Source organism: Halorientalis sp. LT38 (genome assembly GCF_037031225.1).
Taxonomy (GTDB): Archaea; Halobacteriota; Halobacteria; order Halobacteriales; family Haloarculaceae; genus Halorientalis; species Halorientalis halophila.
Genome location: NZ_JAYEZN010000001.1, coordinates 514974 through 538264, shown reverse-complemented (window position 1 = coordinate 538264; position 23291 = coordinate 514974). Strand labels below are relative to the sequence as shown.

General features: G+C 69.3%; 24 protein-coding genes. 15 read left to right on the top strand and 9 right to left on the bottom strand.

Going from position 1 to position 23291, the window contains the following annotated elements; translation table 11 throughout:
• Positions 1-24 precede the first annotated feature (24 nt).
• The 6 genes from U5918_RS02845 (at position 25) to U5918_RS02820 (ending at position 4787) form a co-directional block, all read left to right on the top strand.
• On the top strand, positions 25-765 hold the full coding sequence (locus U5918_RS02845; RefSeq protein ID WP_335999324.1) for an NRDE family protein: 741 nt from the start codon (positions 25-27) through the stop codon (positions 763-765).
• 25 nt (positions 766-790) lie between these two features.
• On the top strand, positions 791-1135 hold the full coding sequence (locus U5918_RS02840; RefSeq protein WP_335999322.1) for a helix-turn-helix transcriptional regulator: 345 nt from the start codon (positions 791-793) through the stop codon (positions 1133-1135).
• 40 nt (positions 1136-1175) lie between these two features.
• Positions 1176-1859: a DUF8127 domain-containing protein gene (locus U5918_RS02835; protein WP_335999321.1), complete on the top strand. Its 684-nt coding sequence runs from the start codon at positions 1176-1178 to the stop codon at positions 1857-1859.
• Between the two features lie 95 nt (positions 1860-1954).
• Positions 1955-2908, top strand: coding sequence for an MBL fold metallo-hydrolase (locus tag U5918_RS02830; RefSeq protein WP_335999320.1), 954 nt, complete (start codon positions 1955-1957; stop codon positions 2906-2908).
• A gap of 151 nt (positions 2909-3059) precedes the next feature.
• Positions 3060-3305: a hypothetical protein gene (locus tag U5918_RS02825; protein ID WP_335999319.1), complete on the top strand. Its 246-nt coding sequence runs from the start codon at positions 3060-3062 to the stop codon at positions 3303-3305.
• A gap of 183 nt (positions 3306-3488) precedes the next feature.
• Positions 3489-4787 carry a cation:proton antiporter gene (locus tag U5918_RS02820; RefSeq protein WP_335999317.1) on the top strand — a complete coding sequence of 433 codons (1299 nt, stop codon included), beginning with the start codon at positions 3489-3491 and terminating at the stop codon, positions 4785-4787.
• Positions 4788-4804: 17 nt separating this feature from the next.
• Here the strand turns inward: U5918_RS02820 and U5918_RS02815 are convergent, their stop codons facing one another.
• The 3 genes from U5918_RS02815 to gatC all read right to left on the bottom strand — a co-directional run bounded on the left by U5918_RS02815 (position 4805) and on the right by gatC (position 7180).
• Positions 4805-5323, bottom strand: coding sequence for a hypothetical protein (locus U5918_RS02815; RefSeq protein WP_335999315.1), 519 nt, complete (start codon positions 5321-5323; stop codon positions 4805-4807).
• A 298-nt stretch (positions 5324-5621) separates the two neighbouring features.
• A complete protein-coding gene (gene gatA / locus U5918_RS02810) occupies positions 5622-6902 on the bottom strand; it encodes an Asp-tRNA(Asn)/Glu-tRNA(Gln) amidotransferase subunit GatA (RefSeq protein WP_418771145.1) in 1281 nt (426 codons plus the stop codon).
• Positions 6902-7180 carry an Asp-tRNA(Asn)/Glu-tRNA(Gln) amidotransferase subunit GatC gene (gatC, locus tag U5918_RS02805; protein WP_336003277.1) on the bottom strand — a complete coding sequence of 93 codons (279 nt, stop codon included), beginning with the start codon at positions 7178-7180 and terminating at the stop codon, positions 6902-6904. The genes gatA and gatC overlap by 1 nt, the downstream gene beginning before the upstream one ends.
• A gap of 224 nt (positions 7181-7404) precedes the next feature.
• On the opposite strand from gatC, the gene U5918_RS02800 reads away from it, so the two are divergent.
• The gene (locus U5918_RS02800) at positions 7405-8400 is read left to right on the top strand and encodes a transcription initiation factor IIB (protein WP_335999313.1); all 996 of its coding nucleotides are present in this window, start codon (positions 7405-7407) and stop codon (positions 8398-8400) included.
• Between the two features lie 43 nt (positions 8401-8443).
• Here the strand turns inward: U5918_RS02800 and U5918_RS02795 are convergent, their stop codons facing one another.
• Both U5918_RS02795 and U5918_RS02790 read right to left on the bottom strand, forming a co-directional pair.
• The gene (locus U5918_RS02795; protein WP_418771358.1) at positions 8444-9562 is read right to left on the bottom strand and encodes an asparagine synthase C-terminal domain-containing protein; all 1119 of its coding nucleotides are present in this window, start codon (positions 9560-9562) and stop codon (positions 8444-8446) included.
• Positions 9562-10245, bottom strand: coding sequence for a PHP domain-containing protein (locus U5918_RS02790; protein ID WP_335999310.1), 684 nt, complete (start codon positions 10243-10245; stop codon positions 9562-9564). The genes U5918_RS02795 and U5918_RS02790 overlap by 1 nt, the downstream gene beginning before the upstream one ends.
• A 224-nt stretch (positions 10246-10469) precedes the next feature.
• On the opposite strand from U5918_RS02790, the gene U5918_RS02785 reads away from it, so the two are divergent.
• Positions 10470-10847: a helix-turn-helix domain-containing protein gene (locus tag U5918_RS02785; protein ID WP_335999309.1), complete on the top strand. Its 378-nt coding sequence runs from the start codon at positions 10470-10472 to the stop codon at positions 10845-10847.
• On the top strand, positions 10844-11137 hold the full coding sequence (locus U5918_RS02780) for a DUF7521 family protein (protein WP_335999308.1): 294 nt from the start codon (positions 10844-10846) through the stop codon (positions 11135-11137). The genes U5918_RS02785 and U5918_RS02780 overlap by 4 nt, the downstream gene beginning before the upstream one ends.
• Positions 11138-11155: 18 nt before the next feature.
• On the opposite strand, the gene U5918_RS02775 is transcribed toward U5918_RS02780, so the two are convergent.
• Positions 11156-11956, bottom strand: coding sequence for an SCO family protein (locus U5918_RS02775; protein WP_335999306.1), 801 nt, complete (start codon positions 11954-11956; stop codon positions 11156-11158).
• Between the two features lie 117 nt (positions 11957-12073).
• Here U5918_RS02775 and U5918_RS02770 point away from each other — a divergent pair, with 117 nt between their 5' ends.
• From U5918_RS02770 to U5918_RS02755, 4 genes are all read left to right on the top strand, one after another.
• Positions 12074-12511, top strand: a complete 438-nt coding sequence (locus U5918_RS02770; RefSeq protein WP_335999305.1) for a universal stress protein — start codon at positions 12074-12076, stop codon at positions 12509-12511.
• A gap of 98 nt (positions 12512-12609) precedes the next feature.
• The gene (locus U5918_RS02765) at positions 12610-13299 is read left to right on the top strand and encodes a halocyanin domain-containing protein (RefSeq protein WP_335999304.1); all 690 of its coding nucleotides are present in this window, start codon (positions 12610-12612) and stop codon (positions 13297-13299) included.
• Between the two features lie 55 nt (positions 13300-13354).
• On the top strand, positions 13355-15703 hold the full coding sequence (locus tag U5918_RS02760) for a DEAD/DEAH box helicase (RefSeq protein WP_335999303.1): 2349 nt from the start codon (positions 13355-13357) through the stop codon (positions 15701-15703).
• 62 nt (positions 15704-15765) lie between these two features.
• Positions 15766-16797 carry an NAD(P)/FAD-dependent oxidoreductase gene (locus U5918_RS02755; protein ID WP_335999302.1) on the top strand — a complete coding sequence of 344 codons (1032 nt, stop codon included), beginning with the start codon at positions 15766-15768 and terminating at the stop codon, positions 16795-16797.
• Positions 16798-16800: 3 nt separating this feature from the next.
• Here the strand turns inward: U5918_RS02755 and U5918_RS02750 are convergent, their stop codons facing one another.
• Positions 16801-18021, bottom strand: a complete 1221-nt coding sequence (locus tag U5918_RS02750) for a TIGR04347 family pseudo-SAM/SPASM protein (RefSeq protein ID WP_336003275.1) — start codon at positions 18019-18021, stop codon at positions 16801-16803.
• Between the two features lie 155 nt (positions 18022-18176).
• Between U5918_RS02750 and U5918_RS02745 the strand changes: the two genes are divergently transcribed.
• Positions 18177-18659, top strand: coding sequence for a halocyanin domain-containing protein (locus tag U5918_RS02745; protein WP_335999300.1), 483 nt, complete (start codon positions 18177-18179; stop codon positions 18657-18659).
• A gap of 193 nt (positions 18660-18852) precedes the next feature.
• The gene (locus U5918_RS02740; RefSeq protein WP_335999299.1) at positions 18853-19125 is read left to right on the top strand and encodes a DUF7520 family protein; all 273 of its coding nucleotides are present in this window, start codon (positions 18853-18855) and stop codon (positions 19123-19125) included.
• Positions 19126-19153: 28 nt separating this feature from the next.
• Here U5918_RS02740 and U5918_RS02735 read toward each other — a convergent pair whose 3' ends face one another.
• Together U5918_RS02735 and U5918_RS02730 are read right to left on the bottom strand one after the other, a co-directional pair.
• Positions 19154-20773 (bottom strand): long-chain-fatty-acid--CoA ligase, encoded by a 1620-nt coding sequence (locus tag U5918_RS02735; protein WP_335999297.1) that lies wholly within the window; start codon positions 20771-20773, stop codon positions 19154-19156.
• A 71-nt stretch (positions 20774-20844) separates the two neighbouring features.
• Entirely contained in the window at positions 20845-23217 is a 2373-nt protein-coding gene (locus U5918_RS02730) for an ATP-binding protein (RefSeq protein WP_335999295.1), read from the bottom strand.
• Between the last annotated feature and the right edge of the window lie 74 nt (positions 23218-23291).

Sequence of the window (23291 nt, the reverse complement as noted above, 5' to 3'; positions counted from 1 at the left end):
CGCCTGGGGGGCCTACGCCCTCGCGTGTGCACGCTCGTTCTCGCCTGGCAGGTGTTCGCCGACACGCCCGTCGCCGTCGCGGCCAACCGCGACGAGCAGGTCGACCGGCCCTCCGAACCCCCGCAGCTAATCGACGACGAACCGGCCGTCGTCGCGCCGCTGGACGCCGAGGCCGGCGGAACCTGGATCGGGCACAACGAACACGGCCTCTTCGCGGGGATCACCAATCGCTGGACCGACGCTGACCTGGCTGGCGACCGCTCTCGCGGCCTGCTCGTCCGGGACGTCCTCCGGCAGGAGAGCGCAGAAGACGCCGCCCGATTCGTCGAGAGCGAAGTCCGGGACCACGAGTTCGACGGGTTCAACCTCGTCGTCGCGGACGCGAACGCGGCGGTGTACCTGGAGTGGGACGGCCAGTTCGCGGTCCGGAACTTCCAGCCCGGCGTCCACGTCGTCGTCAACGTCGGCGCCGACGGCGACGTCCGGATCCCCGAGGAGCGGGCCGAGGCCGGCCGGCAGCAGGCGGAGAACGCCGGGGCGGTCCGGACCGCCCTCCAGCCCGAACCCGGCGAGCGAGCCGGCGAGTGGATGGAGCGGGCGGCAGACGTCATCTCGGACCACGAGTACGGCGTCTGCGTCCACGAGGACCACTTCGGCACCCGGTCGTCGTCGCTGGTGACGATCGGTCCCGAGGGGAGCCGCCACCGGTTCGCGGACGGCCCGCCCTGCGAGACCGAGTATCGTCGCGTCGAAAGCCAACTTTAAACCCCAGACCGTCCCAGAAACGGGTATGGTTACGCCCGAGACGGAGCTCACCGAGGACGAGCGGAGCGGCCTGGAACTCGTCAGGGAGACCGGCGGCATCCACCAGAGCGAGTTCTGGAAGGACCTCGACGTCTCCTCGCGGAAGGGCAGTCGCATCGTCGAGTCCCTCTTCGACAAGGGCCTCATCCAGCGCGAGGAGACCGTCTACGAGGGACACAACACCTACCACCTCACGCCCGCGCCGCGAGACCTCGACTTCTCGCTCCTGATGGCCGGCGACATGCTCTCGCCCTTCATCGGCGACGAGGAGGTCGACCCGCACTCCGACGCCTTCTCCCAGTGGGTCATGAACCTCGCTTACGAGGAGTAACTGTCAACGCTTAAGAGTTAGCGGGGACGACCGTGACCCGATGGTCGCCCGCGGGTGGTCCCCCTCCGAACGGACGCGCATCGGCTTCTACCTGGCCGTCGGTCTTCTGCTGGTCCTGAACCCCTTCCTCGTGCAGGCTTACGATCTCGGCGAGAGTCGGTACGAGTACCAGGCCTACGACGTGAAACTGACGGAGAACGACTTCCATTTCGAGGACCGGTCCCGCGTATTCCTGCTCAGCGGCGTCAGCGGCGTCGACTGCGACTACTGGTCCGAACCCTGGCACTGTTACCTCGAAGAACGCGTCGCACCAGGCGACGTCACGGTCGACTCCATCCAGTACCACCAGTCACCGCCGTCGAAGTACGTCCACTTCGACGACGGGTTCTACCGGCGCCACGTCGAGCGGGACGACGAGTCGACGACCATCTCGTACGATCCCGTCACCGCCGAAGCTGTCGCGGCGAACGTAAGCCTCGACGTGGAATCCGCCCCCGAACCACTGGCCGAGGCGGTCCGTCAGGGGTCCGCCACGTCCCTTCGCAGGATCGAGATGGGCTATCTCGTTCGGGACGGCGACCGCTACTACTACGCCGGACGGTCGGGCTCCACGGACGGGTTCACCGGCCGGTGGGCGCTCTCGTTCATCGGGACGTTGCTCGGACTGGCCATGCTGGCCGAGGCCGGACAGCTGTCGTTCGAGCGTCAGTCCCGGGACGAGTGACCTGACAATAGAGTAACTTAAACGCCGGTTTCGCCCCGGTTCAGCGGTTGCTGCCTTCATTACATTGAATATGCAGGGCGAATTTACTGGACGGCATGGGGATTGGTGACACGAGCCGAGTGGAGACGGGGGGTTGTACCGATCTGTACTACGTCGACCCAGGGGTGTACGAGGTCCCGGGTCACACCTCGGTGTACGTGCTGGACGCCGAGCGGCCGGCTATCGTCGAAACCGGGATCGGCAAGCACACCGATCGCGTCCTCTCGGCGATCGACGACCTGGGGATCGGTCGCGAGGAGATCGAGGTGATCGCGCTCACCCACGTCCACCTCGATCACGCCGGCGGGGCCGGAACCCTCGCCGAAGCGTGCCCGAACGCCGAGGTGGTCGTCCACGACCGGGGCGCACCGCACCTGGCCGATCCGTCGACGCTCGTCGCCGGGACGAAGCAGGTGGTCGGCGAGAGCGGGTGGCAGTTCTACGCCGAGCCGGATCCGGTGCCCGAAGACCGGATCCGGACGGTGACCGACGGCGACGCGGTCGATCTGGGCGACCACCGCTTGGCGGTCCACCACGCGCCCGGACACGCGACCCACCAGACGGTGCTCCACGACCCCGCCAACGACGCGGTGTTCACCGCCGACGTGCTGGGCTGTTTCTACGACCCGCTCGACGCCGCCCGGGTGGCGACGCCGCCGCCGACGTTCGATCTGGACCAGTGTCTGGCGGACGTCGACCTGCTCCGCGAGATCGGCGCCGAGACGCTGCTGTACAGCCACTTCGGCCCGCGCCAGGCAGACGGCGCGCTCGACGCCTACGCCGACGTGCTGAAGGCGTGGGTGGCGCGGGTCGCCCAGGCCCGACGCCGACACGAGGACGACCGCGCGGCCTTCAAGTTCCTGCTGGAGCAAAACGACGTGCCCGGCGGCTGGAGCGACGACCTGGAGTACGGCGAACTCCGGATGAACTTCTCGGGCGCGGTGACGTACCTCGATCGGCAGGACGCGACGGCGGCCGCGGACGGACGAGAGCGCCCGCCCGCCGAGTGATCGCGCCTTACGGTCGCGCGCTCGGCCGACCTCCGGTCCCCGCGGACTGAATCCGTGCCCGCCGCCCGGGCGAACGCAACCTGACACCGTGGGGGACGTAACGGGACGGATCCGTTTTCTGCACCGGGAGAAAACTCGGGGTCGGAAGACCATGACGTCTCGTACAACAGAGCCGGAGCGGGTTCGGCAGCTGGAGGCCGATCTCGATCGAGTCCAGGACCGCATCGACGACGCGGAACGAGAGCTCCGCCTCCTGAAAACCACGGTGAACGCCATCGCGCCGAAGTCGGCCAAGGTTTCGATGGGCAACCCGTGTCCGCGGTGCGACCGGAGCTACCTGCTGTTCGATCACGGGCTGCTTTACTGCCCGGTGTGTCCCTACCGCCTGGTCCTCTGAGCGGCCGCGAAACTCGCTGTCGGCCCGACGAGCGCCCAGACGATGGCCGACGGAGACTCGCCGATCGTCGCATGACCGGGGCGGGGGATCGGCATCTCTCCGGCCGGAGTCAGACGGGGGCCGAACGGAGCCGGCAGGTGCAAACCCGTCGCTTTCGGTCACCAAACGCCGAGAGGGAGGCGGATGGGAGCCTACGAGACCGGACTGATCATCGTCGGGATCGCACTCCTTGGGACCGTGGTCTTGCCGCGACTGCTCGAACATCGGCCGCTCTCATTCCCGATCATCTACGTCGGTGTTGGCTATCTCCTGTTCGCCGTCGTTCCCGGGACGCCCGTGCTCGATCCGATCCAGAACTCCGCCCTGGTCGAACGACTCACCGAGTTCGTCGTGATAATCTCGCTGATGGGCGCCGGGCTGAAGATCGACCGGCCGTTCTCGACCCGGACGTGGGCCGCCACCTGGCGCCTGCTCGGGATCGCCCTGCCGCTCACCGCGGGACTCATGGCGCTGCTCGCGTGGCAGTTCCTCGGTCTGCTCCCCGCGACCGCGATCCTGCTCGGGGCCGTCGTCGCGCCGACCGACCCGGTGCTCGCCTCCGGGGTCGAAGCCGGGGCGCCCCTGACGGAACTCGAAGAGGAACAGGACCCCCGCTACGAGTGGGGGTCGGTTCGCTTCGCGCTCACCTCGGAGGCCGGCTTCAACGACGGCCTCGCCTTTCCGCTCACGAACCTCGCGATCGCCGCCGCCGGAGCGTCGCTCGCGGCGGGTGCGTCCCGGGCCTGGCTGGCTGAGTGGGTGCTCGTCGATGTCCTCTTCAAGATCGGGGTCGGCACCGTCCTCGGGTATCTGATCGGGGAACTCGTCGCCCGCGTTCTGTTCCGGTTGCCCGCAACCGGGGGCGTCGTCGACATCATCGGCGGTGAGGAGGAGGTGATGGCGGGGGTCGAAGCGCTCGCCGCGACGCTGATCGCCTACGGCGTGACCGAGGTCCTCGGCGGGTACGGCTTCATCGCCGTCTTCGTCGCCGCGCTCACGCTGCGGCGCTTCGAGTGGGAACACGACTACTACCTGGAGCTGCACGACTTCGCGGTCGTCGTCGAACGGATCACGATGGCGACGGTCCTCGTGCTATTCGGGGGGACGATCGCCGGCGGCCTCCTGTGGCCGCTGACCCCGATCGAGGCGCTCGTCGGACTGGCACTGCTGCTCGTCGTCCGCCCGGTGACGGGCGTCCTCAGCTTCGTCGGCACCTCGGCGTCGTGGCCCGAGCGGGCCGTGATCGGATTCTTCGGGATCCGCGGCATCGGTTCCTTTTACTACCTCTCGCACGCCCTGGCGGAGTCCTCGTTCCGGGAGATCGAACTCATCGTCGCGGCCGAGGAGCTCTGGGCGTTCGTCGGGTTCGTCGTCCTCGCGTCGATCCTCCTGCACGGCGTCAGCGCGAGCCCCGTCATGGACAGGCTCGACCGCTGGCAGTGACCGGGTCCGGGCGGCGACTACGACTCGTCGTCGAGGCGGACTTCCGCGACCTGTGCGAGCTCGGTCCAGTCCTCGGCACCCCGCTCGAACTTCCGGACGATGATCGGGCGCCAGCGGTCCTCGTCCCGGGAGCTCCGGAGTTCGTACCGGATTCGCGTCTCGTGGGTCGGCGTCAACTCGACGTGGAGCCGTTCGTCGGGCTCGTAATCGATGGGCCCGGCGTGGCCCTCGATCCGCGAGCCGTCGAGCAGCGTGACCCAAAGGTACTCGTCGACGGACGCCTCCCCGAGGGTCTCGACGGCCCTCGTGATCGCCTCGGGTTCGATCTCGCGCGGGCGCGCCGTCCGCTTGAAGAAGTCCGCGTCGGTGACGGGTTCGAGGCCCTCGGCCGCCAGCCGGACGTTCTCCTGTTCGAGTCGGATGCTCTGTAACCGTTGCATCTCGCGGAGCCGAAAGGCGATCGTCCGGAGCTCGTTCCGGATCCCCGCGTTCCGGTCGCGATCCTCGGCGCTCGGGGCTGACGGGTCCCTCCCCATGCCCTCTGGTATCGATTCGCACGCCGATAAACCTGACCGTGGCACCTCCCGGTCCGCCAGTCGTCGACGGTCGGGAGCGGAACCACCGACCGTTCGGACCGGGACGAACAGCGAAGGCCCTCGGTGTGGAATCCCCACTCGAAGGCGCATGCCGAGATATCACTGCCACGACTGCGGGACCCGATTCTCCGCGCCGGGGGCAGACGAGTTCGGGACGTACGCGTTTCGGCGGTGTCCGGAGTGCGGAAGTGCGAAGACTACGCTCGCGTAGACGTCCGGCGGACGCTTCCGCCTGCGGTTACGCCAGCGCGCTGCCGGCGCGGATAATATCGACTTCCCCGAACGCGGGCCCGACGAACTGCAGTCCCACGGGGAGTCCGTCGTCGGTCTCGCCCGCGGGGACGGAGATGGCGGGCAGGTTCGCCAGGTTGACCGGGGTCGTGTTGGCGTCGGCCAGGTACATCGTCAGCGGATCGTCCAGGCTCTCGCCCATCTCCATCGGCGGGACGGGCATCGTCGGCGAGGCCAGCACGTCCGCCTCGGTGAGCGCGTCGTCGAAGTCCTGTTTCACCCACGCGCGGGCGTCCTGGGCCTTCTTGTAGTACTTGTCGTGGTACCCGGCGGAGAGGGCGTAGGTACCCAGCAAGATTCGGCGTTTGACCTCCTCGCCGAAGCCCTCCTCGCGGACGCCGGCGAACTCCTCGTTCCAGTTGCCCTCGTACTCCGGTTCGGGACCGTAGCGGACGCCGTCGAACCGCGCCAGGTTCGAGGACGCCTCGGACATCGCGATGACGTAGTAGGCCTCGACGGCGTGCTCGACGGAGGGCAGGTCCACCTCGTGGTAGCTGGCTCCCTGCGCCTCCAGTTCGTCGATGGCGTCCCAGAACGTCTCGACTACCTCGTCGTCGGCGCCGTCGACCAGTTCCGTCGGAATCCCGATCTCCATACCCTCCACGTCGCCGTCCGCGGCACCCGCGTAGTCGGTGTCGGCGCCCTCCACCGCGGGATCGCGGGTCGTCGCGTCGTGGTCGTCCGGGCCGGCGATCACTTCCAGCAACTCGGCGGCTTCCTCGACGGACGGGGCGATCGGGCCGATCTGTTCGAGCGAGTTGGCGTAGGCGATCAGGCCGTACCGGGAGACCAGCCCGTAGGTGGGCTTGATGCCGACGACGCCGCAGAACGCGGCGGGACAGCGGACGGAGCCCCCAGTGTCGGTCCCCAGTGCGAGGTCGGCTTCGCCGGCCGCGACCGCTGCCGCGGAGCCGCCGGAGGAGCCGCCGGGGACGTGCCCCGGTGCGGCGGGGTTCTCGGTCGGGCCGAACGCCGAGGTCTCGGTCGTCGTCCCCATCCCGAACTCGTCCATGTTGGTCTTGCCGCTGATCGTCGCCCCGGCGGCGGTCAGGCGGTCGACGACCGTCGCGTCGTAGGGCGGCACGTAGTCGGAGAGCAAGTCCGACCCGCAGGTGGTCCGGACGCCAGCGGTGGAGATGTTGTCCTTGACGGCGACGGTCCGCCCGTCGAGTGGGCCGTCGTCGCTCCCCTCGATGCGCTCGTCGGTGATGTAGGCGTTGTGCGCCATCAGGAGACCTTCGGCCCCTTGAAGAAGCCGTCCTCGCTGTCGGGGGCGTTGCGCAGGGCCTCGTCCTGGGTCAGCGAGTCGCGGACCTCGTCCGCCCGCATCACGTTCGCGAGGTCCGTCTCGGAGTCGACCTCGGGGACCTCGTCCAGCGTCTCGAAGTAGTCGAGGATGTCCGCGAACTGCTCGACGAACCGGTCGACCTCCTCGTCGTCGAGGTCGACGCGGGCCAGCGAGGCGACGTGGCGGACGTCCTCGGGTTCGACGGCCGAATCGCTCATGTTCGCGGCGATGCCCGGACCGGCGGTAAGGGTTTCGATACGCGCGCTTTTCCACGGTCCGACGCCGTCGATGGCGCCACCATCGCGCTCGCAGGCGGCAAGCATAATCCGCCGAAATCAGGCGGTAGAAACTCTCAGGCAGCCGGAAGCTTTAAGTCGGCGGGGCCGCAACATAATTATGGATTAGAGAGTTTTCCGGGCGTCCGCGCCCGCCGATCCAACCAATGACCGATTCCACCATCAGAGAGTACACGGGCGAGCGCGAGCGGTCGCACGAACGCCCGACGGACGAGAACGAGGAGGCCGAATCGGAGCGCGAAGAGCCGGTGGTCTGTCCGGAGTGTGGCGGGTCGCTGGTGAGCGATTCCGAACGGGGCGAGACGGTCTGTGAGGACTGCGGGCTCGTGGTCTCAGAGGACGAGGTCGACCCCGGCCCGGAGTGGCGCGCCTTCGACGCCGCGGAGAAAGACGAGAAGTCGCGGGTCGGCGCGCCCACGACGAACATGATGCACGACAAGGGCCTCTCGACCAACATCGGCTGGCAGGACAAGGACGCCTACGGCAATTCCCTGTCCTCGCGCCAGCGCGAGAAGATGCAGCGACTGCGAACCTGGAACGAGCGATTCCGGACGCGTGATTCGAAGGAGCGCAACCTCAAGCAGGCCCTCGGTGAGATCGATCGGATGGCCTCCGCGCTCGGCCTGCCCGAGAGCGTTCGCGAGACGGCCAGCGTCATCTACCGCCGCGCGCTCGACGAGGACCTCCTCCCCGGCCGCTCCATCGAGGGCGTGGCCACGTCCTCGCTGTACGCCGCGGCGCGGCAGGCGGGCACCCCGCGGAGCCTCGACGAGATCGAGGCCGTCTCCCGGGTCGACAAAGACGAGATCGCACGCACGTACCGCTACGTCGTGCGCGAACTCAGCCTGGAGATCCAGCCCGCCGACCCCGAGAGCTACGTTCCCCGCTTCGCCTCGGATCTCGACCTCTCCGAGGAGGTCGAACGCCGGGCCCGGGAACTGCTGAGCTCGGCGAAAGAGCAGGGCGTCCACTCCGGCAAGTCGCCGGTGGGACTCGCCGCGGCGGCCGTCTACGCCGCCTCGCTGCTGGCCAACGAGAAGGTGACCCAGTCGGCGGTCTCCGAGGTCGCGAACATCTCCGAGGTCACTATCCGAAACCGTTACCACGAGCTGCTGGAAGCCGAGGACACCACCCCGCAGTAGCTCTTTCGCGTCGCTGCACCGATTTTCGCCCGGCCGAGCACCGTCACTCGACCAGCGATGCGACGTACTTCGTGACGTGGTCGTCCATCCGCCGCTTGAACCCGGCCTGCCGGGCCAGTCGGTCGAGTTCGCGGGCGACCAGACTCCCGTACTGGACCGCTTTCTTGTCCCGCCTCGCGATCTCGTCGGGGAGCCACGCGCTCGCGGCCCGGCGGAGTGCGACCTTCCGTTCGCTCTCGCCTCGTGACTCGCCCTGTCCGGGTTCGGCCACCAGCATGTGTCCGGGCAGCGGCAGCGCCGACTCCACCACCCGATCGTGCAAGAGCGGCGCGACGGGTTCGACGCCCGCCGCGCGCAGTGCGAGGACGTCGCGTTCCAGCTGGTCGGGCAGCGTCGCTACGACCTCGCGGCGAGCGCCGCGGACCGTCTCGGCGTCGAGGCGGGGATCGTCGGGTGCCTTCGCCACCTTCGCGTAGCCGCCGAACAGTTCGTCGGCCCCCTGACCGACGGCCAGCCGGTCGTACCCGTCGGCGGCGACGGCCTGGGCGACGAGATAGAGCGGGAGCGCGATCTGGACGTCCATGGCGTTGGTCCGGCCGGTCGCGCGGACGATCTCCGGGACGGCCCGTTCCAGATCGTCGTGGGTCAACTCCACGACGGTCAGGTCGCGGTCCAGCAGGGCGGCGGCCGAACGGGCGGCCGCGACGTCCTGGCTGTCCGGGAAGCCGACCACGTACAGCGGCGCGTCCAGCCGGGCCGCGAGGATCGCCGAGTCGACGCCGCCAGAGAAGGCGACAGCGAGGCCCTCGGCGTCGACGGCTGCGGTCCGCTCGGCGATGGCGTCCCGAACCGCGTCGACGGCGGCGGCGTCGTCGGTCGCCGCCGGCGGATCGGGCAGCGTCCAGACGCGCTCGTCACCGTCGGCGGTGCGGACGTGGCCCGCCGGAACCGGTTCGGGATCGGACAGGTCGGTCGGGTCGAAACTCCACGCGCCGGGGTCGTCGGATTCGGAGAAACAGGGATACCGGCCGAGGACGTCGCGGACGAGGGCGGATCGCCCCGAACCGGGGTCCGTGAGTTGGCCCGCGAAGCCCCCAGTGCCGGGGAGTGGGTCGCCGGACTCGCGGGCCGCGCGGACGCTGGCCCGGTCGACCCCGTCGATCATCGGAGTTCGTCGAGTCGGCGCTGGACGCGGCGCTTGACGCCGCCGGCTGCCTGGCGGAAGCTGATCCGCCAGGGCGTTCGCTTGCCCTCGACCGCGGTCCGACCCTCGCGGACCGCGTCGAGGATGGCCTCGACGCTCCGATCGGCGGCGTCGATCCGGGTGACGGCCTGGCCGACCATCTCGCTGATGTGGGCGTCGCTGCCGGCGGTCATCGGCAGCCCGTTACGTCGGGCGTAGCGTTCGGCCTGGCGGTTCGCCCGTCCGGTGAGCAGCCGGGAGTTGTACACCTCGATGGCGTCGGCAGCGGTCAGCGTCTCCTGGGAGATGTTCGCGAGGACGCCGCTGCGGGACTCCTGAAAGGGATGCGGGACGACGGCGATGCCGCCGAGCGAGCGGATCCGATCGAGCGTCTCGCCGAAGGACAGGCCGGGCGGAATCGCCTCCCGGACGCCCAGCGCGAGGACGTGGCCGGCGGCCGTCGAGACCTCCATGCCGGGGATGCCGACGAGCCCGTACTCCTCGGCCTTCTCGACGGCGTCGAGGCTGGCCTCGATCTCGTCGTGATCGGTGACGGCCAGCGCGTCCAGCCCGACGGCCTCGGCCTGTCCCAGGAGCAGTTCGACGGGGTCTCGGCCGTCGTGGGACGCAGACGAGTGACAGTGCAACTCGGCGGCGAGCACGACAGGGCGTTTGCGCGGCCCTGTCAAAAGCGAACCGGTCCGGAGCGGCCCGCGCGGGCGGAACGCACCGGCCTCCGAGCACGGGGGGTCGCCGACGCTGGCCTCGGACCGATCCGATACGCGAACATGTTACCCGAATCGGTGGGAGAACCCGGGTGCGTCGCCGCTGCGAGCGTTCGCGTGTCGGAGCGATTATAAGCGTGCCGCGTCGAGAGGTGTGGTACATGGTCCGAGACCCGTTTGCGGACGAGGACCAACCCGATCTCCAGGAGGTGCTCGACGCCCTCGACGACCCGAAGTGTCGAGTCATCGTCCGGAACCTCGACGAACCCATGACAGCCGAACAGATCTCGGAGGCGTGCGACGTGCCGCTCTCGACCACCTACCGGAAACTCGATCTGCTGACCGAGGCGTCGCTGCTCCGCGAGGGGATGGAGATCCGTCCCGACGGGCAACACGCCAGCCGGTACGAGGTGGACTTCGAGGAGGTCGTCGTCCAGCTGGCCGAGAACCGAACCTTCGAGGTCGGCATCAGCCGCGTGCCGCGGACCGCGGACGAACGACTGCGGGACCTATGGTCGGAGGTGCGCAAGGAAACGTGATCGAAAACTATCCCCTCATCCACCTGCCGACGGTGATCGCCGCGCTCAAGACGGTGACGCTGCTGCTGGGTGCGATGATCACGTTCTTCTCGTACAAGGCCTACCGGCGGACCGGCGCGCGACCGCTCGGCCTGCTCGCGCTCGGCTTCGCGATCGTGACCCTCGGGGGCCTGATCGCCGGCGTGTTCGACCTCGGGCTGTCGCTGCAACGCGAGTACGCCATCATCGCCGAGACCGGCCTGATGGCGCTCGGCTTCGGCGTCATCGTCTACTCGCTGTACGCCAGATAAGGGCCGGGAATCCGCGTTTCAGGCCGTTCTGAGCCGATCCATCGCGTCCGGGAGTTCCGCGGCTGCCGCCTCGATCCCACCGCTGCCGCGCCACGTCCGCTCGACGTAGCCGTCGCCGTTCACGAGCAGGATCAGGGAGAGGTGTCTGAACATGTACCCCGCAGAATCTTCGTCCACGGTCCCGTCGGTTTCGGTGCCGGACGCCTCGGTGGTCTCCGACGCCGTTTCCGTGGCAGTCGCCGTCCCGGAACCGTCCGGCGTCGCGGTCGAGTCCCCGCCCGACATTTCTCCCGGCGGGATTTTCTCGTAGAACACGCCGAACTCGTCCTGGACCACCGTCTTCGCCCGGGCTTCGGACTCGGGGCGGAGGAAGGTCCAGTTACCGGCGTCGAGGTCGACGCTGCGTTCGTCGGCGTACTCGGCCAGCCGTTCGGGCGTGTCCCGGGCCGGATCGAAGGTGATCTCGGCGAACTCGACGGCGTCGCTCCACCCGCCGTCGGCCGCCTCGCGCTGGGCCGCGACGAGCGCCCGGGTCAGGATCGGACACGCCGTCTGGCAGTTGCTGAAGACGAAGGTCAGCGCGAGCGGTTTCTCGTAGTCGGTCGTCGTCACCGTCCCGCCGCCCAGGGCGTCTGGGACCGTCACGGACGGGATCTGCTGGCCCCAGGCGGGGAAGGGGTAGTCCTCCGGATCGGTCTGCAGGTCGGGCTTCGACAGTTTCACGTTCGGGTTCTCGTCGCCCGAGCCCAGACAGCCCGCGAGCGCGAGCGTGCCGGCCGCACCGCCCACCGCGGTCCGGAGGTACTGGCGTCTCTCCATTGCCCGGGCATTGCGACCGGACGGGCTTTAGTGGTGCGTTCTCCCCGCGGCGCGCCGGGCTCTCGACGTGTGAGAATCCCGGCGGGTATTAATCCCACCGGGCCGCTAGGGTCGACCATGACCGACCACGTGCTGGTCCCGACGGACGCGTCGCCGCTGTCAGAGCGAGCGCTCACCTTCGCGCTCGAAGAGTACGCCGAGGAGGCCGAGATCACGCTCCTGCACGTCTTCGACTTCGTCGATGCCGGCTACGGCGCGCCGATGGAGGCCTCCCTCCCGGGCTACTGGGAGGACTGGTACGAGACCCAGGAGGAGCAGGCCGAGGAACTGTTCGCCGACGCCCAGGAGACCGCCGACGAGTACGGCGTGACGCTCCGGACGGAGACGGCGGTCGGCCGGCCGGCGCGAAGCATCGTCGAGTTCGCCGAGACCGAGACCGTCGACCACGTCGTCATGGGGAGTCACGGCCGATCGGGCGTCTCCCGGATGCTTCTCGGGAGCGTCGCCGAGACGGTGCTCCGCCGGGCCCCCTGTCCGGTCACCGTCGTGCGATGAGCCGGCGCGTCCCGGACCGCTCGACGATCTGTGGAAACCGTTCCCAAACCCCGGACCGTATAGGCGGGCTTATACAGGATGCCGAAAAACCGACGCGTATGGAGATGGACTCGAACGCTTCGGACGGGTCGGCGACCAGTCGACGCGGCTTTCTGCGGACGGCGGCGGCGGGGACGGCGGCCGCCGGCGTCGCGGTCGGCGCGAGCGGGACGGCGACGGCACAGGAGGGATCCGACTTCGACGGATGGATGAGCAACGCGATGAACTACGACGGCGAGGTCGTCGACGAGACCGGGCAGGACTCGGTGACGATCACCGTCGGCGCGGGCAACGGCGTCTCGTTCGGTCCGGCGGCGGTACAGGTCGATCCCGGAACCACGATCACCTGGGAGTGGAGCGGGAGCGGCGGCGCACACAACGTGGTCGAACAGGACGGCGCGTTCCGCAGCGGCGACACCGTCAGCGAGCAGGGGACCACGTTCGAGCAGACCTTCGAGGAAGAGGGCGTCGTGAAGTACTACTGCGAACCGCACGACCCCGGCATGCGCGGCGTCGTCGTCGTCGGCGACGCGGCGACCGGTGGCGGCGGGGGCGGTGAGGGCGGCGAACACGGCGGCGGCCAACTGGTCCTGACCGACGGCCTGCTCGCGATGGGCGTCGCACTCGTGCTGGGCGTGCTCTCGCCGATCCTGTTCGCGATCCACCTGGCGATCAACCGGGACAAGGTGGGCGCCCCGGAAAACTCCGGCAGCGGGAAGCTCGAGCGCATCGACTCGCAGGACGACTGAGTCCTCGGAACGCGTTCGACGAAAGCGTTAGCACCGTCGCACCAGTACTCCCGGCGTGGACGAGACGATCAGTTGGCTCCGGGACCGCCCGTACTACGAGGGACAGGTCACTCACCACGAGACGGTTCCCGGCCGAGCGGCGACGTTCGCGGACCTCGACCTCTCCGATCGGCTGGCGTCGGCACTCGAAAAACGGGGGATCGAGCGGCTGTACGACCACCAGGCGACGGCCGTCGAGCGCGTCCGCGACGGTGACGACGTGGTCCTCGCTACCGACACCGCCAGCGGCAAGAGCCTCGCCTATACCGTCCCCGCGTTCGAGCGCGCGCTGGACCACACTGGCTGTACCCTCTATATCGCGCCGCAGGTCGCGCTCATCAACGACCAGACCGAGACGCTGCAGGACCTCGCCCACGGACTGGGCTTCGGCAGCCGCGTCACGGTCGCCCAGTACACCGGCCGGCAGTCCAAATCCGAGAAGGCCGAGATCCGCGAGCGCCAGCCCACGGTTCTACTGACGACGCCGGACATGCTCCACTACGGGATCCTCCCCCACGGGCACCGGCTCTGGGACTGGTTCTTCGAGCGTCTCGAGACCGTCGTCGTCGACGAGGTCCACGAGTACCGCGGCGTGTTCGGGAGCCAGGTCGGCCTCGTTCTCCGCCGGCTGAACCGCGTCTGCGAGCGGTTCGACGCCGATCCGCAGTACGTCTGCTGTTCGGCGACGATCGGCAATCCCGTCGAGCACGCGGCGACGGTCACCGGACGCCCGGAAACGAACTACGCGGCGATCACCGAAGACCAGAGCGCGACGGGACCGACCCACTGGCTGTTCTGGAACCCGCCGGAGTACGAGGACGGCGACGGCTGGGGGAGCGGCCGGCGGAAGTCGAGCCACGTCGAGACGAAGCGGCTGTTCGTCGACCTCCTGACCAGGGGCTACCAGACCGTGGCGTTCACGCGGTCGCGCCAGACCGCCGAACGCTACGCGACCGAGAGCGCCGACGAGTTGCGCCGCCGGGGCGAACACGACGTCGCCGAGGGCGTCACGGCCTACCAGGCCGCACTGACCGGCGACCGCCGGCGGACGGTCGAGGAGGGGCTCTCGTCGGGCGAGATCCGCGGGGTCTGGAGCACGAAGGCCCTCGAACTCGGCGTCGACGTCGGCGGACTCGACGCCGTGTTGCTGGACGGTTATCCGGGCACCCGGATGGGCGCGTTCCAGCAGGCCGGCCGAGCCGGTCGCGGGACGGACCCGAGCCTCGTGATCGTGGTCGGCGGCGAGGATCAGCTCGACCAGTACTTCATGCGAAACCCCGACGAGTTCTTCGACGGCGAGCCGGAACGAGCCATCTCCAACCCCCAGAACCGGACGCTGCTGCCCGATCACGTCCTCTCGGCCGCGCGGGAGACCTGGCTCACACCCACGGACGACGACCACTTCGGCGACCCCTTTCCCGACGTGGTCGCCGCCCTCACCGAATCCGGCGAACTCTCTCGCCGGGAGACCGACGCCGGCATCCGCTGGCTCTACGACGGCGACGGGAGCCCCCAGCACGAGATGAATCTCCGGACGGTCGACGACCGGCAGGTCCAGCTCAGGGACCGCGCCAGCGGCGAGACGGTGGCGGAACTCCCCTTCGGCGACGCGCTACGTGACGCCCACCCGGGCGCGATCTACCACCACCAGGGCCGGCGCTACGAGGTGGTCGATCTGGATCTGGACCTCGGCGTCGCCGAACTCTCACAGACGCACGCGGACTACTACACGCAGGTGCTCCACGACAAGACGATCACCGTCGAGCGCGATCACGCGGAGACGCGGATGCCCGGTCACCAGGACAGCACGCTGCGGCTGGCCGACGTCACGATGCGCAAGCAGATCACGGGCTACGAACGTCGCGACGGCAAGACCGGCGAACCCGTCGGCCAGTTCGCGCTGGACCTGCCCGAGACGACGCTTTCGACCCGGGCCTTCTACTACACCGTCCCCGAACCGGTCGAGCGCCGGATGCGCGAACAGGCGGCGGACCGGGACGCGCTCGCGGACGAAGACGAGGCGTTCGGGGGCGGCATCCACGCTGCCGAGCACGCGATGATCGCGATGATGCCTGCCGAGTTGCTCTGCGACCGCCGGGACGTCGGCGGGCTCTCGACGCCCTTGCACCCACACACCGGCAAATCGACCATCTTCATCTACGACGGCTATCCGGGCGGCGTCGGGCTGACCGAGCGGGCCTACGCCGACGTCGGGTCGCTGCTGTCGACCACCCGGAAGATGGTCGCCTCCTGCGACTGCGCCGACGGCTGCCCGGCCTGCGTCCAGTCGCCTCACTGCGGGAACGCCAACGACCCGCTGGACAAGGCGCTCGCGCTGACCCTGCTCGAGGCGCTCGAGGACTGACGGCACCCGGTCGGCGTCGAGCGGCACCCGGAGTTATCAGGGATGCCGCACAACCCCCTCGCATGGCAAGCGTCGGCATCGTCGGCGGGGGGATCGCGGGGGCCGCGGCCGCGTTCGCGCTGCGGGACGACCCGGTGGCAGTGACGCTGTTCGAGGCGAGCGACCGGCTCGGCGGCCGGATGGTCACGCGCGAACGCGACGGCTGCACCTACGACTACGGGGCCAACTTCGTGAAGGCCGACGAGGCGCGGATCGCGACGATTCTCCGCGCGGCCGCGGGCGACGACCTCGTGACCGTCGACGGCGAGACGCGGGTGTTCGACGCCGACGGGACGATCTCGGCGGGCCGGGCGGACCAGGCGCCCAAGTACACGACCCGGCGAGGCGTCCGGGGCATCGTCGAGGCGTTCGCCCGCGAGAGCGGCGCGACCGTGGCGACGGACACCCGGGTCGGGCACCTCGACCGCCGCGGCGACGGCTGGCGGCTCGCGACCACAGGCGGGCGGGAAGAACGCGTCGACGGCCTGGTGCTGGCCCTCCCGGCGGGCGAGACGGCGAGCCAGCTCGCCGACGCCGAGTGGGGCCACCCGCTGAAAGACGACCTGCTGGTCGCGGCGGAGGGCGTCCCCCACCGCCCCGTCGACAGCGTCGTCTGTCACTACCCGGAGCGGATCGAGAAGCCGTACTACGCCCTCGTGGCCAGCGAAGGGGGCCACGACGTGGGCTGGTGCTCCCGCGAGGAGTGCAAACCCGGACACGTTCCGGACGGCGAGAGCCTGCTGGTGGTCCAGTTGAATCCCCAGTGGACCGCGACGCACCCCGACGCGCACAGTGATGAAATCGCCGAGGTCGCCCGGTCCGGCGCGCACGACCTGCTCGGCGACGATCGCGTTTTGAACGCCGACTGGATCGATCACGCCCGGTTCACCGCGGCCGTCCCGGAGTACGGCGCCGACCCGGATCTGATCGCTCGCACGCGCTACCACGACCTGGCGGTCGCGGGCGACTGGGTCGCCGGCGCTGGCCGGACGTACGCCGCCCTCCGGACCGGACTGGCGGCGGCCGAGACGATCAGGGAGCGCGTCGTCGCGTAGCGCTCAGTCGGCCGGCTCCGGTCCGGTGTCGAAGACCGGGTTCGAGCCGCCGATCTCGTCGTCGCGGAGGTAACACTGCGGATCGGGCGCGAACGGATCGTCGTGGACCGACAGGGCGCGGAGTCGCGACCCGCCGCGACAGATCGACTGGTAGGCGCAGTCGGCACACTTCCCCGTGAGGTGATCCTCGCGGTTCCGGAGGCGTTCGAGGAGGGGATTGGACTCGTCCTCCCAGATGGCGCCGAACGGGCGGTCGCGGACGTTGCCCAGCGAGTAGCCCTGCCAGAACTGCGTGAGGTGGACGTTGCCCTGGTAGTCCACGTCCGCGACGCGTTCGCCGGTCGGATCGCCGCCGTTGACCTCCAGGTAGCGGTAGATCCGCTCTGCGGCCGCCTCACTCAGGTGCTCGCTGGCGTACTCGACGAGGTAGCCGGCGTCGGCGTAGTTCCCCACGAGCAGCGTCTCGATCTCGTCGCCGCGAGCGTGGTACTCCCGGGTCATGTCGCAGACGGTGCGGACGGCCTCGCGGCGCTTTTCGGGGGTGAGGTCCACGTCGCGGATCTCGTTCCCCCGGCCGCCGTAGTCGAGGTGGTAGAAGCAGAACCGGTCGAGGCCGGCCTCGTGGAGCAGCGCGACCACGTCCTCGAGGTCGTCGGCGTTGTGCTTCGTGATGGTGTAGCGCAGCCCGGTCTTGAGCCCGGCGGCCTGACAGGCCTCGATGCCGCGGAGCGCGGCGTCGAAGGCACCCTCCTTCCCGCGGAAGGCGTCGTTGCGCTGGGGGAGGCCGTCGACCGAGACGCCGGCGTACTGCAGGCCCGCGGATTGCAGGTCGCGGGCGCGCTCCTCGGTGATCAGCGTCCCGTTGGTCGAGAGGACTGGTCGGATCCCCCGGTCGGCCGCGTAGGCGACCAGTTCCTCGAGGTCGTCGCGGACGAGGGGTTCGCCGCCGGAGAAGAGAACGACGGGGACGCCGTACTCGGCGAGGTCGTCGAGCAAGCGTTTGCCTTCGACTGTAGAGAGCTCCCCCGGGGCGCACTCGGTGTCGGCGGCGGCGTAGCAGTGGTCGCAGTAGAGGTTGCACTGTTTGGTCGTGTTCCAGACGACGACGGGCCGGCGCTGTTTGGCCTCGCGGATCTGCTCGCGGTCGGACTCGTCGGCGGCGTCGTAGCGCAGGCCGTCGCCTTCCGCGTCCAGATCACAGAGGAGTTTGCTGACCGAGATCATGCCTACCAGCACGAAGGGAACACGTTCACAAACGGCTAGGGAGCGTTCCCACCTCGTGAGAACGCGTCCGGTAGCTTATCCCGGTCTATCCCCGACCCAAAAACGAGGTGACCAGAGAGATGGAGCGACGGACGTTCGTGCGTGGTATCGGAGCGGTGACAGTCGCCGGCGCAGTGGCCGGCTGTTCGGGCGGTGGCAACGGCGACGGCGATAACGGCGGAACCGACGGCGGTGGCGACGATGGCGACAGCGGGAGTGGCGTGAGCGTCCCGGACGAAGTCGACACCTACCTCTCGGACAACAACGCGCGGCTCTACGAGGGGGAGGCCGTCGACGAGACCGGCAGCGACAACGTCAATATCGCCGTCGGTGCCGGCAGCACCAACTTCGCGTTCGACCCGCCGGCGGTAGTCGTGACGCCGGGGACGACCATCACCTGGCGGTGGACCGGCAACGGCGGTGCCCACAACGTGGAATCGGCCGATGCGTCCGACGCGGAGTTCCGCAGCGGCGACGCGGTCGACAGCGGCAGCGAGACCTTCGAGCAGACCTTCGACGAACCGGGCAACTACCTGTACTACTGCTTCCCGCACCAGGGATCGGGCATGCACGGTGCCGTCATCGTCCAGGAAGAGTAGCTCACAGCGCGGCGGTTTTTGCGTCGATTCGACGGGGTTCGGCGGGGGCGTCTCAGCTCACGACCAGCACGAACCCGGTGACGAACATCAACAGTGCGATCCCGGCGAGGACGAGGAAGAGGAGGTCTTTTTCGCTCATCGGTCACGGGTAGGAATTGAAACGGCTAATTACCTTCGTCTCGAACCGCGACCGATGACAGACACCGCGACCCGCTCGGCCGACGGTCGCCCGGGGAACCGCGTCGTCCTGTTTATCTACGCCGCGATCGTCGTCATCGCGGGCGTGATGGGGTTCATCCTGGGATCGGCGCGACCGGAAGACCTCGATCCCGAACTGTTCGGCGTCATCCAGCTCCCCCCGACGCCACTCGGGACCGCCCTCTACGGCATGCTCACCGTCGCCGTCGGTCTCGGCGTGTTCCTCTGGCTCGTGACCGTCGTCTCGGATCGGTATCCGGACGCCTGAAGGCGGATAGACCGACGCCGGTGGCGGGTCATCCCTGCCCGACCATCCCCTCTTCGTCCTCCCACTCCTCCTCCCTGAGCTCGTACTTCTGGATCTTTCCGGTCGCCGTCGTGGGCAGCTCGTCGACGAACTCGAACCGGTGGACGACCTTGTAGCCGGCCAACCGGGACTCACAGAAGGCCGTCAGGTCCTCGGTCGAGACCGGCGGGTTCTCGGGGTCGCCGTTCGACGGGACGACGAAGGCTTTCGGCGTCTCGCCCCACTCCTCGCTGGGCGCGGGGATGACCGCGACCTGGCTGACCGCGTCGTGCTCGTAGAGGGTGTCCTCCAGTTCGATGCTGGAGATGTTCTCCCCGCCCGAGATGATGATGTCTTTCTTCCGGTCCTGGATGGCCAACATCCCGTGCTCGTCGACGGTCGCCAGGTCGCCCGTGTGGTAGTAGCCCTCGCGCCGGTCTGTGAAGGCCTCCTCGGTCGCCTCGGGCTTGTTCCAGTAGCGGTCCATCACCTGGTTGCCGCGGACGACCACTTCGCCGATGGTCTCGTCGTCGCGGGGGACGTCCGCGCCGTCCTCGTCGACGACGCGGACGTCGGTCCCGAGGTAGCCCAGGCCCTGTCGCTTCTTGACCGAAAACCGGGCGTCGTCGTCCGCGTCGAACAGGCGCCGGGCGTCGGAGGTGGTGATCAGCGGCCCGGTCTCAGTCGCGCCGTAGACGTGTTTGAGGTACCAGCCGAACTCGTCCTCGACCGTCCGGATGGTCGCCTCCGGCGGGGCGCTCCCGGCGGTGGCGATACGGACGGGAGCGTCACCGGTCGTCGTCAGGTCCCCGTCCTCGCTCCCGTAGTACTCGGAGAGCAGGTTCAACACGGTCGGCGCGCCACAGAGGTACGAGACGTCCTCCGCGGCGACGGTCTCGAATATCTCCGCGGCGTCGATCCCGCGGGTGCAGACGTGGGTCGCGCCCATCCCGGTCACGGCGTAGAGGTGGCCCCAGCCGTTGACGTGAAACATCGGGAGCGTCCAGAGGTAGACGTCGTCGTCCCGGAGTTCCTGGTGGAGCGCGATCAGGTAGGCGTGGAGCGTCTCGGTCCTGTGGGTCCGGACCACGCCCTTCGGGTCGCCTGTCGTACCCGACGTGTAGTTGATCGTGACGTCGTCGCCCTCGCTCATCTCCGGGCGGTCGTAGTCCGCGCCCGCGTCCGCGACCACTGCGTCGAAATCCTCCCACTCGCCGTCTACTCCGTCGGCGTCGTTCGTGACGAACGTCGTCGTGGGCACGTCGTCGCGGACGCCCTCGATCTTCTCGGCGTACTCGTAGTCCGCGTAGACGGCGTCGACCTCGGCGTCAGTCAGGATGTACTCGAAGTCGTCCGGGGTCAGCCGGTAGTTCAGCGGCGTGTGGATCGCGCCGGTCTGGAAGCTCCCGTAGGCCGCCTCGAGGTGGTAGTGGGTGTTCGGGTCGAGCACGGCGACGCGGTCGCCCTTCTCGATCCCGCGGTCCTGCAGGGCGGCGGCGAACCGGTCCGCACGGTCACCCAGTTCGTCGTAGCTGTACCGCTCCCCGGTCGTCGCGACGACCGCCTCCCGGTCGCCGTAGTGCCGACGCGCCCGGTCCAGGAAGTCCGTGACCAGCAGTGGTTTCTCCATCGCAATTTCGACCACGGTCGAAAACCTAATAGTAGTTGTCTACGCTCCCAATCGGCGGGACGGAGCCCGGATCACGGTTCGGCGGCGCCGGTGGCGGCCGGGAGCGACAGCTCGATCGTCGTGCCCTCGGGTCCCGCGTCGACCACGGCGATAGACCCGCCGGCCGCGGTGACGACCCAGTTGGCAAGCCACAGCCCCAGCCCGCTCCCGTGATTCAGCGGCGTCTCGTAGCCCCCTTCCAGCACGGCACGATCCTGCTCCGGGAGCCCGGGGCCTTCGTCGGCGACGCGGACCGACACACCGTCTTCGTCACGGGCGACCGTCACCGTGACCGCTGGGTCGTCGGTGGTCGCGTGCTTGATCGCGTTCTCCAGCAGCTCGCGCATGGCCACGTCGATCGTTGGCGCGACCGCCGCCGTGGCGTCGTCCGCGCCCCGGATCGTGACGGTGGCGTCGGGGTACTCCCCGACCAGCGACTCCCGGACGCGTTCGAGTAACCCGCCCACTGCGACGCTGTCGGCCTCTGGCTCTCGGTCGTCCAGTCGCCTGAAGGTCCTGGCCTTCTCCCCCAGTTCCGTCAGCTTCCGCGCGGTCTCGACGATGTGGTCGAGGTGGGCCCGCTGATCGGCCCCATCGAGCGCCCCCCGGAGCATCGTGGCTCGCCCGATGACGACGTTCATGTCGTTGCGGATGTTGTGCCGGAGAACGCGGTTGAAGACGCTCAGCGCCTGCTCGCGGTGCAGGCGGTCCCGGATGTCGCGCACGCTCGCGAGGACGTAGTCGCGCCCGTCGAGTTCCACCGCCGCCGCCGACACCGCCACCGGGATGCGGCCGCCGCCCCGGTCGCGACAGACCAGCTCGTCCGCCCCCGCCCGTCCTTCCTCCCGCGCCCGGACGAGCAACCGTCTGAACGCCTCGATGTCGTCCCGGCAGATCGTCGAGGGCGCGACCGTTCGCAGTTCCGCCCGGTCGAAGCCGAGCAGCTCACAGAGGCGGTCGTTGCAGTCGGCGATCTCGTCGGCCGCAGGGTCGACGAGGAGGAGGCCGTCGCTGGCCGACTCGAAGATGCGCTGGAACCGTTCGCGGGCGTCCCTGACCTGATCGATCCAGTCGATCCGTTCCAGCGCCGCAACGACGTTCGAGCCGACCATGCCGGCCATCACGTCGTCGACGTCGTCGAACGCGTCTGCGGTCGGGGAGCCCGCGATCAGAACCCCGTCGGTCCCGAGCGGCGTGACGAGCGCGCTCCGCGTCCGCTCCGCGAACCCGGTGCCGTCCACGCCCTCGGGATCGTCGGACCGCCGGGTCGCGCCGTCGTCCAGCGCCTCCCAGAGCGCGTCGCCGCGGCCGTCGCCGCGCTCGATCGGGTCTGCATCGGCCTCGCAGGCGTGATCGGCCGCCGCGCGGAGTCGCGTCCCCGGGTCGTCGTCGACGAGCCAGACGCGGGTCCGCGGCGCGTCGAGCACCGCCGCGGCTACTTCCGTCGCCGTCTCGCAGACCGACCCCGTCGTCTTGGCGCGCAGGAGGCGAGCGGTCCCGTCGTGGAGCGCGTCGACCGCGGTCTCACGGCGCCGCCGTTCGAGTTCGTGACTGAGCCACCGCGCGACCAGGCTGACGAACGCCCGCTCGGCCTCGGTGAACGGGGGCCGCGGCGACCGGTCCATGAAGCAGACGGTGCCGTACAGCGACCCGCCGACGGTGACGCGCGCCCCGAGGTAACACTCGACGTCGTTTTCCTCGTAGGCCGGATCGCCGCGCCAGCCCCGCTCGGCGGCGTGATCGATCGCCAGCACGTCGTCCGACTGGATCGTCCGCTTGCAGAACGTCGTCGCCAGGTCGAGCTGGACGCCGGGTTCGATCGGGAGGTCGCCGACGCTCGCGACGACCTCGTAGCGCTCGGGCCGGCGATCGATCGACGAGAGGTGGGCGTTCTCCACGCCCAGCCGATCCAGCCCGATCTCGAGGATGCGCTCGGTCTTCGCCTCGAAGGACAGGGCGTCGTCGGTCGCCACGTCGTAGAGGTCCCGGAGGTAGCGGCCGTCGGCAGCCCGCTCCTCGGCCTCGCTCTCGAGGGCTCTCGGCCCCTGGCCCGTTGCGGACCGACGACCCTCCACCACTCCACGGACCCTGTGTGCGAGGGCCGCGAACCGGTCGTGGTCCGCGATAACCACGTCGGTCGCCCCCGCTTCGGTCGCCCGGTGACGGCTCTCCGAGTCTGCGGGGGAGGCGAGGACGACCAGCGGCGCGTCGCCTCGGTCGGCGAGTCGCTGCCACGCCGCGTCGGCGAGCGGGGCGACAGCCACGACGCAGTCGACCGTCGAGTCGTCACCTGTGTCACCGTCGGCGGGATCGACCCGCTCGTAGACGGTGGCCAGCGCGTCCAGGACGGACTCGGACGTCTCGGTCCCGTCGGCGACGACGCGCACCGCGAGGCTCCCGGCCATGGCTATCCCGGCGGCGCGGGCGAGGCGGCGCACGACTCCGGGGGCCGCCGCGTCACCATCCGGGACGTTCGTTC

What these genes read in the sequence shown, in the direction of transcription:
- U5918_RS02840 (WP_335999322.1), top strand. Translation starts at nt 791, where the DNA reads ATGGTTACGCCCGAGACGGAGCTCACCGAGGACGAGCGGAGCGGCCTG.
- U5918_RS02835 (WP_335999321.1), top strand. Translation starts at nt 1,176, where the DNA reads ATGGTCGCCCGCGGGTGGTCCCCCTCCGAACGGACGCGCATCGGCTTC.
- U5918_RS02830 (WP_335999320.1), top strand. Translation starts at nt 1,955, where the DNA reads ATGGGGATTGGTGACACGAGCCGAGTGGAGACGGGGGGTTGTACCGAT.
- U5918_RS02825 (WP_335999319.1), top strand. Translation starts at nt 3,060, where the DNA reads ATGACGTCTCGTACAACAGAGCCGGAGCGGGTTCGGCAGCTGGAGGCC.
- U5918_RS02820 (WP_335999317.1), top strand. Translation starts at nt 3,489, where the DNA reads ATGGGAGCCTACGAGACCGGACTGATCATCGTCGGGATCGCACTCCTT.
- U5918_RS02815 (WP_335999315.1), bottom strand. Translation starts at nt 5,323, where the DNA reads ATGGGGAGGGACCCGTCAGCCCCGAGCGCCGAGGATCGCGACCGGAAC.
- gatA (WP_418771145.1), bottom strand. Translation starts at nt 6,902, where the DNA reads ATGGCGCACAACGCCTACATCACCGACGAGCGCATCGAGGGGAGCGAC.
- gatC (WP_336003277.1), bottom strand. Translation starts at nt 7,180, where the DNA reads ATGAGCGATTCGGCCGTCGAACCCGAGGACGTCCGCCACGTCGCCTCG.
- U5918_RS02800 (WP_335999313.1), top strand. Translation starts at nt 7,405, where the DNA reads ATGACCGATTCCACCATCAGAGAGTACACGGGCGAGCGCGAGCGGTCG.
- U5918_RS02785 (WP_335999309.1), top strand. Translation starts at nt 10,470, where the DNA reads ATGGTCCGAGACCCGTTTGCGGACGAGGACCAACCCGATCTCCAGGAG.
- U5918_RS02775 (WP_335999306.1), bottom strand. Translation starts at nt 11,956, where the DNA reads ATGGAGAGACGCCAGTACCTCCGGACCGCGGTGGGCGGTGCGGCCGGC.
- U5918_RS02770 (WP_335999305.1), top strand. Translation starts at nt 12,074, where the DNA reads ATGACCGACCACGTGCTGGTCCCGACGGACGCGTCGCCGCTGTCAGAG.
- U5918_RS02765 (WP_335999304.1), top strand. Translation starts at nt 12,610, where the DNA reads ATGGAGATGGACTCGAACGCTTCGGACGGGTCGGCGACCAGTCGACGC.
- U5918_RS02755 (WP_335999302.1), top strand. Translation starts at nt 15,766, where the DNA reads ATGGCAAGCGTCGGCATCGTCGGCGGGGGGATCGCGGGGGCCGCGGCC.
- U5918_RS02750 (WP_336003275.1), bottom strand. Translation starts at nt 18,021, where the DNA reads ATGATCTCGGTCAGCAAACTCCTCTGTGATCTGGACGCGGAAGGCGAC.
- U5918_RS02740 (WP_335999299.1), top strand. Translation starts at nt 18,853, where the DNA reads ATGACAGACACCGCGACCCGCTCGGCCGACGGTCGCCCGGGGAACCGC.
- U5918_RS02735 (WP_335999297.1), bottom strand. Translation starts at nt 20,773, where the DNA reads ATGGAGAAACCACTGCTGGTCACGGACTTCCTGGACCGGGCGCGTCGG.
- U5918_RS02730 (WP_335999295.1), bottom strand. Translation starts at nt 23,217, where the DNA reads ATGGCCGGGAGCCTCGCGGTGCGCGTCGTCGCCGACGGGACCGAGACG.